This is a genomic window from Mycolicibacterium houstonense, from assembly GCF_900078665.2.
Lineage (GTDB): Bacteria > Actinomycetota > Actinomycetes > Mycobacteriales > Mycobacteriaceae > Mycobacterium > Mycobacterium houstonense.
In genome coordinates this window covers 2,210,038-2,228,655 of sequence record NZ_LT546207.1, presented here as the reverse complement: position 1 = coordinate 2,228,655, position 18,618 = coordinate 2,210,038, and the positions used below count along the sequence as shown (strand labels likewise).

16 protein-coding genes and 1 pseudogene are annotated in these 18,618 nt (G+C 65.0%); 12 read left to right on the top strand and 5 right to left on the bottom strand.

All coding sequences use genetic code 11. The annotated features are described in order from the left end of the window. Nucleotides 1–10 precede the first annotated feature (10 nt). Both BN4332_RS11120 and BN4332_RS11115 read left to right on the top strand, forming a co-directional pair. Nucleotides 11–889, top strand: a complete 879-nt coding sequence (locus BN4332_RS11120; RefSeq protein WP_066898490.1) for a mycofactocin-coupled SDR family oxidoreductase — start codon at nucleotides 11–13, stop codon at nucleotides 887–889. Between the two features lie 138 nt (nucleotides 890–1,027). After that, nucleotides 1,028–1,807 (top strand): spirocyclase AveC family protein, encoded by a 780-nt coding sequence (locus tag BN4332_RS11115; protein ID WP_066898489.1) that lies wholly within the window; start codon nucleotides 1,028–1,030, stop codon nucleotides 1,805–1,807. Between the two features lie 97 nt (nucleotides 1,808–1,904). Here the strand turns inward: BN4332_RS11115 and BN4332_RS11110 are convergent, their stop codons facing one another. From BN4332_RS11110 to BN4332_RS11090, 5 genes are all read right to left on the bottom strand, one after another. Further along, nucleotides 1,905–2,252, bottom strand: coding sequence for a hemophore-related protein (locus BN4332_RS11110; RefSeq protein ID WP_066898488.1), 348 nt, complete (start codon nucleotides 2,250–2,252; stop codon nucleotides 1,905–1,907). A 126-nt stretch (nucleotides 2,253–2,378) separates the two neighbouring features. Then, nucleotides 2,379–3,740, bottom strand: a complete 1,362-nt coding sequence (locus BN4332_RS11105; RefSeq protein WP_066898487.1) for a cytochrome P450 — start codon at nucleotides 3,738–3,740, stop codon at nucleotides 2,379–2,381. A 31-nt stretch (nucleotides 3,741–3,771) separates the two neighbouring features. Next, nucleotides 3,772–3,966 (bottom strand): ferredoxin, encoded by a 195-nt coding sequence (locus tag BN4332_RS11100; protein WP_066898486.1) that lies wholly within the window; start codon nucleotides 3,964–3,966, stop codon nucleotides 3,772–3,774. A 34-nt stretch (nucleotides 3,967–4,000) separates the two neighbouring features. Then, the gene (locus BN4332_RS11095; RefSeq protein WP_066898485.1) at nucleotides 4,001–4,873 is read right to left on the bottom strand and encodes a mycofactocin-coupled SDR family oxidoreductase; all 873 of its coding nucleotides are present in this window, start codon (nucleotides 4,871–4,873) and stop codon (nucleotides 4,001–4,003) included. Nucleotides 4,874–4,912: 39 nt separating this feature from the next. Continuing rightward, complete coding sequence (locus tag BN4332_RS11090; RefSeq protein ID WP_066898484.1) at nucleotides 4,913–5,614, bottom strand: SDR family NAD(P)-dependent oxidoreductase; 702 nt, start codon at nucleotides 5,612–5,614, stop codon at nucleotides 4,913–4,915. A gap of 267 nt (nucleotides 5,615–5,881) precedes the next feature. Here BN4332_RS11090 and BN4332_RS11085 point away from each other — a divergent pair, with 267 nt between their 5' ends. From BN4332_RS11085 to BN4332_RS11040, 10 genes and pseudogenes are all read left to right on the top strand, one after another. Continuing rightward, nucleotides 5,882–7,357: an aldehyde dehydrogenase family protein gene (locus BN4332_RS11085; protein ID WP_066898584.1), complete on the top strand. Its 1,476-nt coding sequence runs from the start codon at nucleotides 5,882–5,884 to the stop codon at nucleotides 7,355–7,357. After that, nucleotides 7,354–8,565, top strand: coding sequence for a CaiB/BaiF CoA transferase family protein (locus BN4332_RS11080; protein ID WP_066898483.1), 1,212 nt, complete (start codon nucleotides 7,354–7,356; stop codon nucleotides 8,563–8,565). Before BN4332_RS11085 ends, BN4332_RS11080 begins: the two co-directional genes overlap by 4 nt. 539 nt (nucleotides 8,566–9,104) lie before the next feature. After that, nucleotides 9,105–9,902 carry an MlaE family ABC transporter permease gene (locus BN4332_RS11075; protein ID WP_066898482.1) on the top strand — a complete coding sequence of 266 codons (798 nt, stop codon included), beginning with the start codon at nucleotides 9,105–9,107 and terminating at the stop codon, nucleotides 9,900–9,902. A gap of 9 nt (nucleotides 9,903–9,911) precedes the next feature. Continuing rightward, complete coding sequence (locus BN4332_RS11070) at nucleotides 9,912–10,769, top strand: MlaE family ABC transporter permease (protein WP_066898481.1); 858 nt, start codon at nucleotides 9,912–9,914, stop codon at nucleotides 10,767–10,769. A gap of 9 nt (nucleotides 10,770–10,778) precedes the next feature. Continuing rightward, complete coding sequence (locus BN4332_RS11065) at nucleotides 10,779–12,056, top strand: MCE family protein (protein WP_066898480.1); 1,278 nt, start codon at nucleotides 10,779–10,781, stop codon at nucleotides 12,054–12,056. Then, nucleotides 12,053–13,078 carry an MCE family protein gene (locus BN4332_RS11060; protein WP_066898479.1) on the top strand — a complete coding sequence of 342 codons (1,026 nt, stop codon included), beginning with the start codon at nucleotides 12,053–12,055 and terminating at the stop codon, nucleotides 13,076–13,078. Before BN4332_RS11065 ends, BN4332_RS11060 begins: the two co-directional genes overlap by 4 nt. Continuing rightward, nucleotides 13,078–14,160 carry an MCE family protein gene (locus BN4332_RS11055; RefSeq protein WP_066898478.1) on the top strand — a complete coding sequence of 361 codons (1,083 nt, stop codon included), beginning with the start codon at nucleotides 13,078–13,080 and terminating at the stop codon, nucleotides 14,158–14,160. Before BN4332_RS11060 ends, BN4332_RS11055 begins: the two co-directional genes overlap by 1 nt. Then, nucleotides 14,160–15,623 (top strand): MCE family protein, encoded by a 1,464-nt coding sequence (locus BN4332_RS11050; RefSeq protein WP_066898477.1) that lies wholly within the window; start codon nucleotides 14,160–14,162, stop codon nucleotides 15,621–15,623. The genes BN4332_RS11055 and BN4332_RS11050 overlap by 1 nt, the downstream gene beginning before the upstream one ends. Further along, on the top strand, nucleotides 15,620–16,990 hold the full coding sequence (locus tag BN4332_RS11045; protein WP_066898476.1) for an MCE family protein: 1,371 nt from the start codon (nucleotides 15,620–15,622) through the stop codon (nucleotides 16,988–16,990). The genes BN4332_RS11050 and BN4332_RS11045 overlap by 4 nt, the downstream gene beginning before the upstream one ends. Further along, nucleotides 16,991–18,578, top strand: a pseudogene (locus BN4332_RS11040) (MCE family protein). It abuts the gene before it with no gap. The last annotated feature ends 40 nt before the right edge of the window (nucleotides 18,579–18,618 follow it).

Here is an 18,618-nt window from a genome sequence, read left to right as displayed (position 1 = left end):
AGGAGCACACATGACCGGAAAACTCGACGGCAAGGTCGCTTTCATCACCGGTGCCGCCCGCGGGCAGGGCCGGGCGCACGCGGTCGCGATGGCCGCCGAAGGTGCCGACGTCATCGCCGTCGACATCTGCCGGGACATCCCGACGAATCCATACCCGTTGGCAACACCAGATGATCTGGCCGAAACTGAAAGGGCGGTCAAAGAACTCGGCCGTCGCGTGATTGCCCGGGTCGCCGACGTCCGAGAGCGTCACGAACTGCGCGACGCGGTGGAGGCGGGTGTCGCCGACCTGGGCAAGATCGACATCGTCGTCGCCAACGCCGGCATCCTGCCGATGGCAATGGGCAAGCCCGACCCGATGCAGTTCGTCGATGCGGCCGACGTAGACCTGGTCGGCGTGATGAACACCGTCGCGGTCACCGTTCCGCACCTGCCCGACGGGTCGTCGATCATCGTCACCGGTTCGACCGCGGGCATGATCCGGGGCACCACTGACAACCCCAATATGGGCCCGGGTGGCGCGGGGTACGGGTGGAGCAAGCGTGTGGTGATCGAGTACGTCGAAGAGATGAGCCTGCACCTGGCTCCGAAGATGATCCGGGTCAACGCCATTCACCCGACCAACTGCAACACCCACCTGCTGCAGAACGACGGCATGTACTCGATGTTCCGGCCCGACCTCACCGAGCAGGGCAAGAAGGCCACCCGCGAAGATGCCGAGCCGTTGTTCACGATCTTCCAGGCCATGCCGATCCCGTACATCGAGCCGGAGGACATGGCGAATCTCGGGGTGTTCCTCGCCAGCGACGACAGCCGGTACATCACCGGGCAGCAGATCCGGGTCGATGCGGGCTCACTGCTCAAGTGGCCCAACGGACCCGGCCGCTAGCAACAGGTTTCGACAGAAAGAGGTGGTAGTGGGCGCACTCATCATGATCGGCAGTTTGCTCGTCCTGGTCGCCGTGATCGTCGGCCTGGTGTTGTACTTCGATCCCGAGGCGCGTCGGGCGGCCCCGGAGGCCGACCGGTGAGCGTCGACTTCCTGATCAGGGCCGGTGTGGCGTTCGCGTATGTCACCGGTCTGGGTTTCCTGGCCATCGGCATCTATCTGAGTTACCGGCGCGGGCGACTGCATCCGTTGCTGCTGCTGTGCGTCTCCGCGCTGTCGTTCTCGTGGATCGAGGCGCCCTACGACTGGGCGATGTACGCACAGTTCCCACCCGCGCTGCCGCGGATGCCGTCGTGGTGGCCGCTGAACATGACCTGGGGCGGTCTGCCGTCGGCGGTGCCTGTCGGCTACATGGGGTACTTCGTGCTGCCGGCCATCATCGGCGCGGCCCTGGGACGCTGGGCGGCCCGCAAGTGGGAATGGCACCGGCCGCAGACCCTGCTGGTGGTGGGTTTCGCCGTCGGGTTCGGCTGGGCGCTGTTCTTCAACGCGGTCATCGGTGCGCGGCTCGGCCTGTTCTACTACGGCTACGTGATCGAAGGGCTCGGCTTGTGGGAGGGAACCAGACACCAGTACCCGATCTACGATGCGGTTGCGATGGGGATCCAGATGATGGTGTTCACCTACCTGCTGGGCCGCACCGACGACCAGGGCCGCAACGTCATCGAGATGTGGGCCGACAAGGTCTCCAAGACCCGGGTGCAGTCAGCGGTGATGTCGGTGATCGCCGTGATCGTGGTGGGACATGCGGTGTACGCATCCGTGTTCGCGCCGCACCTGATCACCAAGCTCGGCGGATGGGTGACCGTTGGGCCCAGCGAGCAGCTGTTCCCCGGGGTACCCAACCAGCCGCGATAGCCATCGTCACGCTGGAGTGGCGGCCGAGGCCGAGAGCCACTCCAGCGTGACAACGCGGGCGAAGGGGACCGCTGCAGCTGAAACTGACGCGAAACGGTCAGTAGTTGTTGCAGGTGCTCGCGATCGAGTTGATGGGCCCGAAGTACTCGGCCGCTGCCGGGCTGGCCTGCAGCTGAGCCACCGTGCGCTGGCGCTCGACCGGACCCGACGCCAGGAAATTGCGCAACGCGCCCTGGGCGAACGGGGAGGTGTTGAACTGCTGGGCCAGGTCGGGACGTTGCGCGTTGAGCGCAGCGATCACCTGGTCGTAGGTACAGGTGGTGTTGACGACGCCGCTGAAGTCGGGCTGGGCCGACGCGGCGCCCGCCGACAGCACTGAGAGCGGAACCGACAGCGCCAGACCGCCGAGTGCAGCGACAACATACTTCCGAGACAGTTTGATCATTTGTGAGAACCCCCATGTCGTCCGCCGGAAAAGGGCGGCGCCTTGCACGTTTGCCGGACCCGACCTCGTTCGAGGTTAACAGGCGCCAGACGTGCAAGGCGTCCTCGCGAAACGGTGACAGGTGCACTAGTCGATGACGGCGACGTCTTTGCGCTCGGTGATCGGCCGGGCCAACTCCTGCTCATTGCAGATGCGTTGCAGCTTTTCCAGGGTCTCGTCGAGGCCTGGGCCCAGCGGCTTGCTCGGAGTGAAGGTGGCGGGCAGGTTGCGCATGCCCTGGATGACGCCGATCGTGTCGTAGTGCACGGTGCCCTCGGGGTCGCACACATAGTCCGGCATCCGGTCCAGCACCGCGGTGAGCATCGACTTGAACACCGTCCTGGCCACGTTCGAACCCACGCAGCGATGCACTCCGATGCCGAAGCTGAAGTGCCGGTTGCCCTTTCGGTCCAAGATGATCTCGTTCGGCTTCTCGAACACCGACGGGTCCCGGTTGGCCATCGCCCACGACAACCACAGCCGCTCGTACTGCTTGAACTGCTGCCCCTCGACCTCGACATCCTCGGAGAACGTCCGGCCGTCCCCGGGTGCGGGGGTGAAGAAGCGCAGGAACTCCTCGGTGGCCGGGTCGAGCAGTGTCGCGCGCTCAGCGCTCAGGCGGGTGCGCTCGTCAGGGTGCTGGCCCAGCCACTCCAGCGCATGAGCGGTAAGTGCGGTGGTGGTGTCGAACCCGCCACCGATCACCAGACCCAGGTTGCCGAGGATCTCCATGTCCGGTGCCGGCTCGCCGTCGATGCGCAGCTGCAACATCGCGTTGACCAGTCCGGGCCGCGGGTTCTCCCGGATCTCCATCATGTTGTTGATGATGTCGATCCCCATCTCGCGGTGCTGCTCGTTGATCTTCTCGCGATCGGGGGAGTGCTCCGGCGTGTACACCGAGGCATGGGTGGGCTCGCTGTAGACATTCCACTTCTTGAGCTCGATGCCCATCATGGCGAGGGTGAACACCGCGGGCACCACATTGGCCAGATGCTCGACGAAGTCGATCTGTCCCGACTCGATGTGTTCGTCGAGCGCGGCGCGGGTGATCTCGTCGACGAACGGCACCCACCGCTTGACAGCAGCCGGGGACAGATACGGATTCAGTGCACCGCGGTAGGCGCTGTGCTCCGGCTCGTCCATCTCCAGGATGCCGCCGCGAACCACGGTCGCGCGGCTGGCCTTCGGGATCGTGATGCCCTGAAAGGGGGTCTCGCCGCTGATGTCGTGATGATTCGAGACCGCAGGGCAGCGGGCCAGTTCGAAGACATGCTTGCTGTCGGCGGCCACCCAGTGCCCGTTGTAGACGTCGGTCCACGCCATGGGGCAGCGGGACTGCATCTCCTCGGTGATCTTCTCGAACTGCAACCGGTATTCCGGCGTGTGCCGGTCGAAGTGGTAGGTGCTCTTCTTGCGGTCGTCGTCGGTCGTGACATCATCGATGCTCACGGCGTTGTCTCCCTTGGTTTTCGGGTCGTCGTCAATCTTCGATGACGATGGCTTGCTCAGGGCAGGAGTGTGCTGCCTCACGGACCACGTCCTCCTGATCCGCGGGCACCACATCGTCAACCGGTGACGCATGACCGTCGACGTCGTCGAGGACGAACGAGTCCGGCGCGATCATCGAACACAGGGTGTGCCCCTGGCAGCGACTGGCATCAACCGAAACCTTCACTACGCCAACTCCTTTCGAATCAAGAACCGCGGGGTCAGACGTGGTAGTCGTACCACTTGAGATAGCCGCCGGCGTCGACGCGCAGCTGCATGCCGGTGACGTAACGCGATTCCTCGGAGGCCAGCCACAGCACCGCGTTGCTGATGTCCTCGGGCTCGATGAAATTGACCTTCATGGCCTGCTGGACACCGAACACCGGCTCGGCGTCCGCGCGGGTGGGGTTCTCCAGATCGGGCCGGAACGAGCGGTACATCGGCTCGCTCTGCAGCATGTTGGTGTTGCAGTTGGTGGGGTGGATGACGTTGGCGCGAATGCCGCGCACCGCCAGCTCGGTCGCGAGCGCGTGGACGTACTCGGAGATCAGCCGCTTGGAGATCATGTAGCCCATGCCGCCGGGGTCGGCACCCGGATTGGGCTTGTTGTGGGCGTCCATCAGGGCGGCCGCCGACGCGGTCGCGATGATCGAAGCGCCTTCCTTGAGGTGTGGCAGGGCGACCTGGATGGCGTTGATGGTGCCGACGAAGTTGGTATTGATGCCGTCGGTCCAGGCCTGCATCGCGGGCTGGCCCTTCATCGCGGCGATGCCGGCCTGCGCGACGACGATGTCGAGCTTGCCGAACTCCGCCAGTCCCGCGTCGAGCGCACCGCGCAACTCGGCCTCGTTGCGGACATCGGCCTGCGCGGTGACGATGCGCCGGCCGGTCTTCTCGACGTAGTTCTTGGTCTCTTCGAGATCGTCCGGCGTCGCCATCGCATAGCCGACGGTGTCGTAGTTCTTACAGATGTCGACCGCGATGATGTCGGCGCCCTCTTCGGCCAGCCGGATCGCGTGGCTGCGGCCCTGCCCCCGAGCCGCGCCGGTGATGAATGCGACTTTCCCGGCAACCCTGCCTTCGCTGCTTCCCACAATTGTCCTTTCGCTGATGATTCGTGCCCGCCGCGCGCGTCAGGTGTTACGGCCGCCGTTGACGCCGAGGATCTGGCCGGTGATGTAGCTCGCCTCGTCGGAGACGAAGAAGGCGCAGGCGGCTGCGATGTCTTCTGGCTTGCCCATCCGGCGGACCGGGGTCTGCTCGATCTGCTTTTCGGTGTCCCCGAGGAATCCCTTGCCTTCGGCCTTGCGAAGCATGGGGGTGTCGATGAAGCCCGGCGGCACGGCGTTGACGGTGATGCCGCTGGGGCCGAGCTCCAGTGCCAGGCTCTTGGTCAGGCCGTTCACCGCGGACTTCGCCGCGACGTAGGGCGACATGAAGGGCTGACCCGAATGCGTGCTCGATGACGAGATGTTGACGATGCGGCCCCAGCCGGCCTCGAGCATGTCGGGCAATACCGCCTGCACACAGTGGAATACGCCGTTGAGGTTGACGTCGATGATCTGCTGCCACTTCTCGAACGAGACGTCGGTGAACCGCTTGAAGCAGTCCAGGCCGGCCGCGTTGACTAGCACCGAGACCGGGCCGAGTTGGGCACGAACGGCGTCCAGCGCGGCGTCGACGGCGGCGCGATCCGTCACGTCTGCGACATGAGCGAATTCATCATCGGACTGCTGCAGGTCGAGTACCGCGACATTGAGACCGTCGGCGCGCAGTCGTGCGGCGATGGCCGCTCCGATACCTGAACCTCCTCCGGTGACGACGGCATTCTTCATGACAGTTCTCCGGTCGCCGGGCGGTGCCGGACTTTCTCAAGGGTCAAGAATCATCCTTCCGATTATGAGAACCGTACTCTCGGAGCGGTCGGCACCGCAAGATCTGAAGTGCAACCTGCGTACCTGCAGCGCAGATGCCCAAGCCTCAGCGAATAGGGCATGACTAGCTGATCTAGCTTTCACTTGAGTTCTCATCAAGCGAATGTATGATTCGCCGGTGATGAGAATGCAGTTTCCATCACAGTGGTAAATCTCCTGAGGAGGATGATGCAGCAGGAAGCGCCGACCATCGCGCAAGAACAGCGGGCTGACCGGAAGTTGTTGATCGGCGGAGAGCTGCGCGAGACGCCGCGGACGTTTCCTTCCGTCAATCCAGCTACCGGTGAGGTGTTCGGCCATGCCCCGGACGCCACGGTCGCCGATGCCGAGGCCGCCGTGGCCGCCGCCAGGCAGGCGTTCGACACCACCGATTGGTCCACCAACACCGAATTGCGGATCCGTTGCCTGGAGCAGTTGCACCGGGCTCTGCTCGAACATCGCGACGAACTGGCCGAGCTGACCACCACCGAGGTCGGGGCGACCGCGGCGCTGTGCGCCGGCGCCCAACTCGACGGACCGATCGACATCGTTCGGTACTACGGCGAGCTACTCAAGACCTATCCGCTGACCGAGGACCTCGGAAACATCGAGAGCCGTGGCATGCAGCATCACCGGTGGGTGGAGAAGGAAGCCGCCGGCGTCGTCGCCGCGATCATCGCCTACAACTATCCGAATCAGCTGGCCCTGGCCAAGCTCGCGCCCGCCCTGGCCGCGGGATGCACCGTGGTGCTCAAATCCGCCCCGGACACCCCGCTGATCACGCTGGCCCTCGGTGAGCTGATCGCCAACCACACTGAGATCCCGGCCGGCGTCGTCAACGTGCTCTCGGGCGCCGACCCCGAGGTGGGCGCGGTGCTCACCACGAGTCCCGACGTCGACATGGTCACCTTCACCGGTTCCACGCCGACCGGCCGGCGCATCATGGCCGCCGCCAGCGAGACGTTGAAGAAGGTGTTCTTGGAACTCGGCGGCAAGTCCGCCGCGATCGTCCTCGATGACGCCGACTTCAACACCGCCGCACTCTTCTCGGCGTTCAGCATGGTCACCCACGCCGGCCAGGGCTGTGCACTGACGTCGCGGCTGCTGGTGCCGGCCGAACACAAGGACGAGATCGTCGAGCTGATCAAGAACAACTTCGGATTGGTCCGGTACGGCGATCCGACGGATCCGAAGACCTACATGGGTCCGTTGATCAGTGAGAAGCAGCGAGACAAGGTCGACGGCATGGTGAAGCGTGCCGTCGAGGCCGGGGCCACTCTGGTCACCGGCGGGGAGAAGGTCGACCCGGGCTACTTCTATACGCCGACGTTGCTGGCCGACGTGGATCCCGACAGCGAGATCGCCCAGGAGGAGGTCTTCGGGCCGGTGCTGGCCGTGATCGCCTACGAAGACGACGACGACGCCGTGCGGATCGCCAACAACTCGATCTACGGGCTCTCCGGCGCGGTGTTCGGTAGCGAGGATCGCGCTCTGGCCGTGGCCCGCCGGATCCGGACCGGGACGTTCTCGATCAACGGTGGCAATTACTTCAGTCCGGACAGCCCCTTCGGTGGGTACAAGCAGTCGGGTATCGGCCGGGAGATGGGCACCGCCGGGCTCGAGGAGTTCATGGAGGCCAAGACGTTTGCGCGGGTGCTGTCATGACCGGCGGTCCACTCGAAGGAATTCGCGTCCTCGAGGTCGCGATGTACGGGTTCGTCCCGTCGGCGGGAGCCGTGCTGGGGGAGTGGGGTGCCGACGTCATCAAGGTCGAGCACGCCATCACCGGCGACCCGCAGCGTGGGCTTCGCCAGACCGGGCCGCTGCGGGTCGAGGGTGACCCCAACCCGAACATCGAGCACGCCAACCGCGGCAAGCGCAGCATCGGCCTGGACATGTCGGTGCCGGAAGGCAAAGAGATTCTGCTGGAGCTGGCCAAGAAGGCCGATGTGTTCCTGACCAGCTTCCTGCCCGGGCACCGGCAGAAGTTCGGCATCGACGTCGACGACATTCGCGCGGTGAACCCGAACATCATCTACGCCAGGGGCAGTGCGCTCGGGCCGCGCGGTGAGGAGTCGGTCAAGGGCGGCTACGACATGACCGCCTTCTGGTGCCGGGCCGGTACGGCCGCCACCATCACGCCGGCCGGGATGCCAGGCATGATCGCGCCGCCTGGACCGGCCTACGGGGACACCATCTCGGGCACCAACCTGGCCGGTGGCATTGCCGCGGCGCTGCTCAAACGCGAGCGCACCGGTGAGCCGTCGATCGTCGACGTGTCGCTGCTGGGCAGCGGCCTGTGGTCGATGGGTCACACCGTGGCGCTGACCCAGCACCTCGATCAACTGATGGTGACGCCACCGCCGGGGGTGCACGGCTCGCCGATCAACCCGCTCGTCGGGCTCTACGCCACCGCCGACGACCGCTACATCTCCTTCGTGATGATGCAGCCCACCAAGTTCTGGGCCGACGTCTGCCGGCACATGGACCTGGAGCAGTACATCGACGACCCGAGGTTCGCCACCGCGGAATCGTTCGCGGAGAACACGCCCGAGGCGGTCGAGATTCTCACCGAGGCGATGAAGAAACGGGCTTTGCCAGAGTGGAGCGAGCGATTCGCAACGCTGGCCGGGCCATGGGCTCCCGTGCAGGACACTCTGCAGGCGGCACAGGATTCCCAGATTCGGGCCAATGAGTACCTGGTTCAGGCCGGCGAGCTTGAGTTGGTGGCCAACCCAGTGCAATTCGACGTCGCCGCGCCGAACACCGGCCCGGCACCGGGGTTCGCCGAACAAACCGACGACATCCTCGTCGAACTGGGCCTGGACTGGGACCGCATCATCGAACTCAAGACCGCCGGCGCCGTCACCTGAGCCGCCCACGTATGCCCGTCAACGCTTCCGTCGCATACCGCCCGCCAAGGGTTGCCGTCTCTGCCGCAGCCCTCGACAAGGCTGTCCGTGACGTGCGATCGTGCGATGGGCCAGGTCCGAATTACCAACTACGCGAGCAAGTTCTACGTTATTTGCCCTCGCGACAGATGCCCGGTCCGATAGCATCGGGCACTCGGGGGGCGGTCACGTGGACGACTCTGTCCGGCCTCACCGGCGCGTTCGGTGAGGCGGCGACGATCCGACGGCAGCAGGAGGTGCGTCCGATGTCCGAGCGCCCCCGGTACTCGTCGGCCCACGTGAAAAATATTGTGGCCCATCGTGTTTCACGTGGCTGCGCCAGCCCGTGGCGGCCAACCGGCCGGTTGGCTTGTGCCGCGACCGGGGCTGCGGCATGACCCGGCCCGGGCCGGCGGCCACACCGTACGGACAGAACTTCTTCGCGCATGTGCGCGGTGGAGCACTTAACATCGGCGCACCGACTGCGGGGGTGGCAGTCACCAGCCGGGGCAGGAGCGTTCATGGCAGATAAATGGTCAACCGGAGTCTCGCTGGCCCGCAATCTGTCGGGACCGATGCAGGCCGTCGGGGCATTGTTCGCGATGTCCCTGGACGCCATTCGGTTCATCTTCAAGAGACCGTTTCAGGGCCGGGAGTTCCTGGAACAGTGCTGGTTCGTGGCCCGGGTGTCGATGGCGCCGACGCTGCTGGTGGCAATCCCGTTCACCGTGCTGGTGAGCTTCACGCTCAACATCCTCCTGCGAGAACTGGGCGCGGCGGATCTGTCCGGCGCGGGTGCGGCCTTCGGCGCGGTGACCCAGCTCGGTCCGATGGTGACGGTGCTGATCGTGGCCGGCGCCGGGGCGACGGCGATGTGCGCCGACCTGGGTTCACGCACCATCCGCGAGGAGATCGACGCCATGGAGGTGCTCGGGATCAACCCCGTGCAGCGGCTGGTGACCCCGCGCATCCTGGCATCCGGACTGGTGGCGCTGCTGCTCAACAGCCTGGTGGTGATCATCGGCATCCTGGGCGGCTATGTGTTCTCGGTCTTCATCCAGGACGTGAACCCGGGTGCGTTCGCCGCAGGCATCACGCTGCTGACCGGTGTGCCCGAGGTGATCATCTCCTGCATCAAGGCCGCGCTGTTCGGCTTGATCGCCGGCCTGGTCGCCTGCTTCCGCGGCCTGACGATCGTCGGCGGCGGAGCCAAGGCGGTGGGTAACGCGGTGAACGAGACGGTGGTGTACGCCTTCATGGCGTTGTTCGTGATCAACGTGGTCGTCACGGCCATCGGTATCCGGATGACGTCGGGATAGGTAGCGGATATGGGAACCATGACGATCCTGCGGTCGACCTACCCACGGTTGACCCGACAGTTCAACAAGCCGGTTTCGACCCTGAGCCGGATCGGCGATCACACGCTGTTCTATCTCAAGGCCCTGGCAGGCACCCCGCACGCGGCGATGCACTACCGCAAGGAGCTGGTCCGGCTGATCGCCGAGATCTCAATGGGTGCAGGCACATTGGCGATGATCGGCGGCACCGTCGTGATCGTCGGATTCCTGACCCTGGCCACCGGCGGCGTGCTGGCGATCCAGGGCTACTCCTCACTGGGCAACATCGGCATCGAGGCGTTGACCGGGTTCCTGGCGGCGTTCATCAACGTCCGCATCGCGGCGCCCGTGGTGGCCGGCATCGGCCTGGCCGCCACCTTCGGCGCGGGCGTCACCGCACAGCTCGGCGCGATGCGGATCAACGAAGAGATCGACGCACTCGAATCCATGGCCATCCGACCGGTCGAGTATCTGGTGTCCACCCGCATCGTGGCCGGGATGATCGCCATCACCCCGCTGTACGCCATCGCGGTGATCCTGTCCTTCCTGGCCTCCCAATTCACCACCGTGGTGCTGCTCGGCCAGTCCGGTGGGCTCTACGACCACTACTTCACGACGTTCCTCAATCCGATCGACCTGCTGTGGTCGTTCCTGCAGGCCGTCCTGATGGCCATCACCATCCTGTTGATCCACACCTACTTCGGCTACTTCGCCTCCGGCGGGCCGTCGGGTGTCGGGGTGGCGGTCGGCAACGCCGTGCGTACCTCGCTGATCGTCGTGGTCTCGGTGACCCTGTTGGTGTCGCTGTCGGTCTACGGCTCCAACGGAAACTTCAACCTGTCGGGTTAGGGAGAAGAGTTGACACGAAACGTCGGTCCGGGCCCAGCCCACCGGTCCGAAACCGCAAGTGCCGCAGCGCCGGTGGCGGCCCGCCCCGGTCGCAGCTTCGGCGCGGGCGGCTCCGCACGGCCACTGGCCGGCCTGGCGACCGTGGTCGCGGTGGGCCTGGTGATCGGCCTGGCGATCGCGCTGTTCCGCGGCAGCTTCACCAAGACCGAGCCGATCACCCTCATCTCGGACCGGGCCGGCCTGGTGATGAACCCGGACGCCAAGGTCAAGATGCGCGGTGTGCAGGTCGGCACCGTGAGTTCGATCGAGACCAGGCCCGACGGCAAGGCCGTGCTGCACCTGGCGATGAATCCGTCCCAGCTGCACCTGATTCCGGGCAATGTGCGTGCCGACATCGCCTCGACCACGGTGTTCGGCGCCAAGTACGTCCAGCTCATCCCGCCGGACGAGCCGTCGGCGGAAAGACTGCGCCCGGGCCAGACCCTGCAGGGTGAGCATGTCACCGTCGAGATGAACACCGTCTTCCAACAACTCACCCAGGTCCTCGACAAGATCGACCCGGCGAAGCTGAACGAAACCCTGGGCGCTCTGTCGTCCGCGTTCTCGGGACGCGGTGAGGCGATGGGCCAGGCCGTGACCGACTTCGAGGCCCTCCTGGAGAAACTCGAGCCCAGCCTGCCCAACCTCACCGGCGACATCGAGAGCATGGCTGCTGTATCGCGGGCCTACGGTGACGCGGCACCCGATCTGCTCAGGACCGTCGATAACACCAACCGCCTCAGCGACAGCATCGTGGCCGAGCAGCAGAATCTCGACACCTTCCTGGTCAGCTCGATCGGCCTGGCCGACGTCGGCAACGAGGTGATCGGCGGCAACCGGCAGGCGCTCAGTACCACGCTGAACCTGTTGGCGCCCACCACCGACCTGCTCAACGAGTACGGGCCGGGAATCGAGTGCGGCCTCAAGGGCATGCTGTACCTTCTGCACCAGCCACCGCAGGCGGAACCCGGAGTCGTGGTCAACGTGGCGTTCACGCTCGGCATCGAGCGTTACCGTTACCCGTCGAACCTGCCGAAGGTGGCAGCCAAGGGCGGCCCGAAGTGCATGGGGTTGCCGTACATCGGATTCGGCAACAAGGCCAAGTACCTCGTTACCGACACCAACGCCAACCCGTGGAAGTACGGAAACCAGGGCATCTTGCTGAACTCCGACGGCCTCAAGCAGATCCTGTTCGGCCCGCTGGACGGCCCGCCACGTAACACCATGCAGATCGGACAACCGGGATGACGCGCGGCAGAAGCACATTCCTCAAGTTCACGTCGTTCGCCGTGGTGATGGCTGTGCTCACAGCCTTCCTGTTCATGACGTTCTCGGAGTACCGCGGCGGTTCCTACTCGGGTTACTCGGCGGTCTTCGGTGATGCGTCACGACTGGAGGCCGGAGACTCGGTACGGGTGGCCGGCGTCCGCGTCGGAACTGTGAAAAGCGTTTCGCTGCAACCGGACAAGTCGGTCAAGGTGGACTTCGACACCGACCGTAGCGTCGCGCTCACCACCAGCACCAAGGTCGCGGTCCGCTACCTCAACCTGGTGGGGGACCGGTACCTCGAGCTGATCGACAGCCCCGGGTCGACGAAACTGCTGCCGGCCGGATCGCAGATCCCCAAGGACCGCACCGCAAGTGCGCTGGACCTCGATCTGTTGCTCGGCGGCCTGCGCCCGGTGATCCAGGGGCTCAATCCCCAGGACGTCAATGCGCTGACCTCGTCGCTCATCCAGATCTTCCAGGGGCAGGGAGGCACGCTCGACTCACTGCTGAGCAAGACCTCGTCGTTCTCGAACACGTTGGCCAACAACGATCAGGTGATCCAGCAGCTGATCGACAACCTGAATTCGGTGGTCGGAACCCTGGCGAAAGACGGCAAGAAGTTCGACGGAACGGTTGACCGTCTGGAACAGCTGATCAGCGGCCTGTCACAGGACCGTGACCCGCTCGGCACTGCGGTGACGCAGCTGGACAACGGAACCGCCTCGCTTGCCGGCCTGCTCACCGAGGCCCGGCCGCCGCTCAAGGGCACGGTCGACGAGATGAACCGATTGGCGCCGTTGCTCGATGACCACCAGATCGTTCTCGACCGAGGTCTGCAGAAAGCCCCCGACAACTTCCGCAAGCTGGCCCGGCTGGGCTCCTACGGCAGCTGGATCATGTACTACATCTGCGGACTTGCCATCCGTGTCACCGATCTGCAGGGGCGCACCGCGCACTTCCCGATGATCAAACAAGAAGGCGGGAGGTGCTCAGAGCCCTGATGCTCAAGTACCGCGAATCAAATCTGATCAAGGCAGGTTTCATCGGCGTCGTGCTGATGATTCTCATCATCGCCGTCGGGCTGCAGCCCGAACGGTTGCTGCAATGGGCCTCGTCCGTACGCCATCAGGCCCTGTTCAGCGAGGCCGGCGGGATTGCCCCCGGCAACGACGTGACCTTGTCCGGCATCAAGATCGGTTCGGTCACCGATGTGTCGCTGCAGAATGGTGACGCGCTGGTCACTTTCACCACCGAGGGCAAGTACCCGCTGGGGTCGTTGACCACCGCGCACATCCGCACCGGGTCTCTCCTCGGAGAGCGGGTGCTGACGCTGGAATCAGATGGCGCCGGCACGCTGCGCACCACCGACGTGATCCCCACGTCGCGTACGTCATCGCCGTACTCGCTGACCGACGCGGTCAGCGACCTGACCACGAATTCGGCGGGGACCGACACGGCGTCGCTGAACCAATCCCTGGACACGCTGTCTGCGACCATCGATCAGGTTGCCCCCAAGCTGGGGCCGACCTTCGACGGCCTGAGCCGCTTGTCGAAATCGATCAATGGGCGCAACGAGAGTCTGGCGAGCCTGCTCAAGAGTGCCAGCGACGTGACCGTGGTGCTGTCGCAGCGCAGCGAGCAACTGAACACGTTGATCCTCAACGCCAATGATCTGCTGGCGGTGCTCAATGACCGCCGCCAGGCCATCGTGGATCTGCTGGCCAACACCTCGGCGGTCTCGCAGCAACTCAGTGGACTCGTCGCCGACAACGAGGCGGAGCTGGCGCCGACGCTCAAGCGGCTGAACTCGGTGACCGCGATGCTGGAACGCAACCGCGACAACATCAGCAAGGCATTACCGAACCTGAACAAGTTCCAGTTGTCGCAGGCCGAGACCCTGGCGAACGGGGCGTACTACAACGCCTACGTCCCGAACTTGCAGCCGGCTCAGCTGTTGCAGCCGTTCTTCGACTACGCATTTGGATTCCGGCGCGGGACCAACGCCGGCCAGCCGCCGGACAATGCCGGCCCGCGCGCCGAACTGCCGTTGCCCTACAACGGAATTCCCGGAGGTTCGCGCTGATGAACCGTAGTCGTGTCGGTAAGTGGCTGGCGGTGGCGTTGGTGGCGCTGCTGGTGGTCGGTGCGGCAGTGGTGGTGCGCCAGGCGTTCTTCGGTCAGAAGACCATCTCCGCTCTGTTCACCTCGGCCACCGGTGTGTACCCGGGTGACGACGTCCGGGTCTCCGGGGTGAAGGTCGGAACCATCGAATCCATCAAACCCGAGGGCACGCAGACCCGCGTCACGCTCAAGGTCGATCACGACGTGCCGATCCCCGCCGATGCCAAGGCGGTGATCGTGGCCCAGAACCTGGTCGCCGCCCGCTATGTGCAGCTCGCACCGGCCTACCGGTCGAGTGGTCCTACGCTGCCCGACGACGCGGTGATCGGCCTGGACCGCACGGCCGTTCCGGTGGAGTGGGATCAGGTCAAGGAACAGCTGATGCGGCTGTCCACCGATCTCGGACCGCAGAGCGGGGTCGACGGGACGTCTGTGTCCCGGTTCATCAACAGCACTGCCGACGCGATGGCCGGCAACGGTGACAAACTGCGCCAGACGATTTCGCAGTTGTCGGGTGTGGCCCGGATCCTGGCCGAGGGCAGCGGCAACATCGTGGACATCATCAAAAATCTGCAGACGTTCGTCACCGCGCTGCGGGACAGCAACCAGCAGGTGGTGCAGTTCCAGAATCGGTTGGCGACCTTGACCAGCGTGGTCGACGGTAGCCGATCAGACCTCGATGCGGCGCTGACGAACCTGTCGGTGGCGGTGGTCGAGGTGCAGCGGTTTGTCGCGGGCAGCCGCGACCAGACCTCCGAGCAGGTGCAGCGGTTGGCCAACGTCACCCAGAACCTGGTCGACAACAAGATGCACATCGAGCAGCTGCTTCACGTCGCGCCCAACGCGTTCATGAACGGCTACAACATCTACAACCCGGACACCGGCAGTCCCGTCGGCCAGTTCGTGATGAACAACTTCTCCAACCCGGTCGAGTTCATCTGCGGTGCCATCGGCGCGGTCGAGAACACCACCGCGCCAGAGACCGCGAAACTGTGCTCGCAGTATCTCGGGCCTGCGCTCCGGTTGATCAACTTCAACTACCTGCCGTTCCCGATATCGCCGTACCTGATGCCGTCGGCCAGCCCCGAGATGATCGAGTACTCCGAGCCAGGTCTGGCACCCGGAGGTGACGGTGGATCGCCTATGGCGCCCGAGATCCCGCCGGCGATCTCGGCCTACAACCCCGGCCCGGAGCCGCCTCCGCCGTTCACCGGCAGGGAGCCCGGGGTGCCGCCGCCAGGTGCCCAGCAGCTGCTGCCGGGTGGCGAGTTCTATCCGCCCAACATGCCGAACACGGTGTCCGACATGCTCAATCCGGCTGCGGGACAAACGGGCCCGCAACCGGGACCCCCTCCAGGGCCGCTCGCCGCTGAAGCGCTGGCGCCTGCCGCACCGTCACCAGCAGAAGGGACGCCTCCAGCATGACGAGGGGACATCCGGTACGACTGGCGATCGCGGTCGGTTCTTGCGTCGCGCTGACCACCAGTGGGTGTGCCTTCCAGGGCGTGAACTCGCTGCCCCTGCCCGGGGCGGTGGGCCGGGGTGCGGAGTCCAGCGTCTACCACGTCGAGATTGCGAATGTGGCGACGCTGGAACCGAATTCGCCGGTGATGATGAATGATGTCGTCGTCGGTAGCGTGCGCAGTCTGTCGGTGCGGGACTGGCACGCCGACGTCGAGTTCTCGGTGAAGCCCGGTGTCGTGGTGCCGGCCAACGTGGTGGCCAGCATCGGACAGACGAGCTTGCTGGGCTCGATGCATCTGGCGATCAACCCGCCCGCGGGGCAGGCCCCGGAGGGAAAACTTTCCCCGGGAGCGACGATTCAGCTCAACAACTCGTCGACCTATCCGACGACGGAGCAGACGCTGTCCTCACTGGCCGCGGTGGTGAACGGCGGTGGTCTCGGCCAAATGGGCGACATAATCCACAACTTCAGTGCCGCGATCAACGGCCGCGAAACTGATTTCCGTGACCTGCTCACTCGACTGGATACGTTCGTCGGGGCACTGGATGCCCAGCGGGACAACATTGTTGCGTCGATCGAAGGTTTGAACCGCCTGGCATCGACCTTCGCCGGACAACGCGATGTCATCACCCGGGCGCTGGAGAAGATTCCCCCCGCTCTCGATGTTTTGATCAAAGAGCGTCCGAGATTCACCACCGCGCTGCAGAAGCTCGGCACCTTCAGCGCGACCGCGAACCAGTTCGTCAACGAGTCACAGGCTGACCTGGTCAGAAATCTGAAAAACCTGGAGCCCGCTCTCAAAGCCCTGGCCAATGTCGGCCCGGACCTGACTGCGGCGCTCGAATATGCCCCACACTTCCCCTTTACCCAGAGCTTCATGGACCGGGCCATCCGTGGCGATTACTACAATCTTTACGCGTACTTCGACATGACAATCCCGCACTTGAAGCGGAGCCTGATGCTGGGCACCCGCTGGGAGCAGGGCGACGCGCAGAACGTTCCGGTGCCAGGGGATCCGAATTACCTGAACTACACCTATGACCCGCTCAAGACTGGGGTCGCCCCGCCGCCGCCGGATGCGTTCCCGCCGGCCCCCGAGGCGCCGCCCGCGCCGGAGATGCCGGCTCCCGCCTACTCGGGTCCGGTACTTCCGGTGGTGCCACCGGCCCCGATGATCATGCCGGGCGGCCCGCCACAACCGGAGGCCCCGGCCGCTGGGTCGACCTCGGTGTTTGCCGGACCCTATGCGCCGCAAGCCGGTTCGGCCCCCGGGGATCCACCCCCGGCACCTCCAGCACCTACTCCACCGACAGGGGGTGGCGGATAAATGCTCACCCGCTTCATCCGGACGCAGCTGATCCTCTTCACCGTCGCTTCCGTAGTCGGTGTGGCCGTCATGCTGTTCGCCTATATGCAGGTGCCGACACTGCTCGGCATCGGTCGCATCACGGTGAAGATGGAACTGCCGGCGACCGGAGGCCTGTACCAGTTCAGCAATGTCACCTACCGCGGTTCCCAAATCGGCAAGGTGACGTCGGTGGAACTGACCGAGAAGGGTGCTGAGGCGACATTGTCTCTGGACCGCTCCCCGAAGGTACCGGCAGACCTGGCCGCAGAGGTCCGGAGTATGTCGGCAGTCGGGGAGCAGTACGTCGAGTTGTTGCCGCGCACCGACTCTGGGCCGTACCTGGACAACGGATCGGTGATCGCGATGTCGGACACCAAGATCCCGCAGCAGGTCGGGCCGATGCTCGATCAGCTCAGCGCACTGGTGGACACCATCCCGAAGGACAAGCTGAGCCAGTTGCTGGACGAGTCCTACAACGCGTTCAACGGGACCGGCTACGACTTCGGTTCGCTGCTCGACTCGGCATCGACGATCACCGGGGATTCCAATGCGGTATCCGATCAGACTCGTGCCTTGATCGATGACTCCAAACCGTTCCTCGATGCACAGGCCCAGACCACCGATTCCATCAAGACCTGGGCGGCCAGCATGGCCGGCATCACCGGCCAGGTCGCCGAGAACGATCCCGAGGTGCGCTCACTGCTGCGCAACGGTCCGGGTTTCGCTCAGGAGACCACCAAACTGCTCGAGCAGATCAAGCCGACCTTGCCGGTCCTGCTGGCGAACCTGACCACGTTCGGCCAGATCGCCGTGACCTACAACCCGTCGATCGAGCAGTTATTGGTGTTGTTGCCGCCATATGTCGCCCAGCTACAGACCTACGCGCCGACCAATAACACGAGTGGTCTGCCGATGGCCGACTTCTCACTGGGGCTGGGTGATCCGCCGACGTGCACGGTGGGTTTCCTGCCGCCGTCGGCGTGGCGTTCTCCGGCCGATACGACCGTGACCGACACCCCGGACGACATCTACTGCAAGTTGCCGCAGGATTCGCCGATCGGCGTCCGTGGTGCGCGCAACTACCCCTGCATGGCGCATCCCGGCAAGCGGGCACCCACGGTCGAATTGTGCAACGACCCCAAGGGATTCCAACCGATCGCGCAGCGCCAGCACGCGCTGGGCCCGTACCCGCTCGACCCCAACCTGATCGCCCAGGGCATCCCGCCGGATTCCCGGGTGCTGCCGGACGAGAAGATCTTCGGCCCGCTCGGCGGCACGCCTTTGCCGCCGGGAGTGACCGCTCCGCCACCGGGCGCGGCACCGGAACCGCAGCCTGCGCNTTCCGCACGGACAAGGGGTATTTCCGGATGCTCCGGAGCTGCCCCTGCCCACAGAACCCGGCGTGGCGCCCAGCGCGTTCAACGGTGGCGGTGGCGATGGGCCGTCGGTGGCCATCGCCAAGTACAACCCGCGTACGGGGGAGTACATGGGCAGCGACGGCAACCTCTACAAGCAGACGGATCTCGTGTCGACGCCGAAGACCTGGCAGGACCTGATGCCGACCTAGCGGTCAGGGTGAAAGAACTGGCCCCGGACAACAGCCCGGG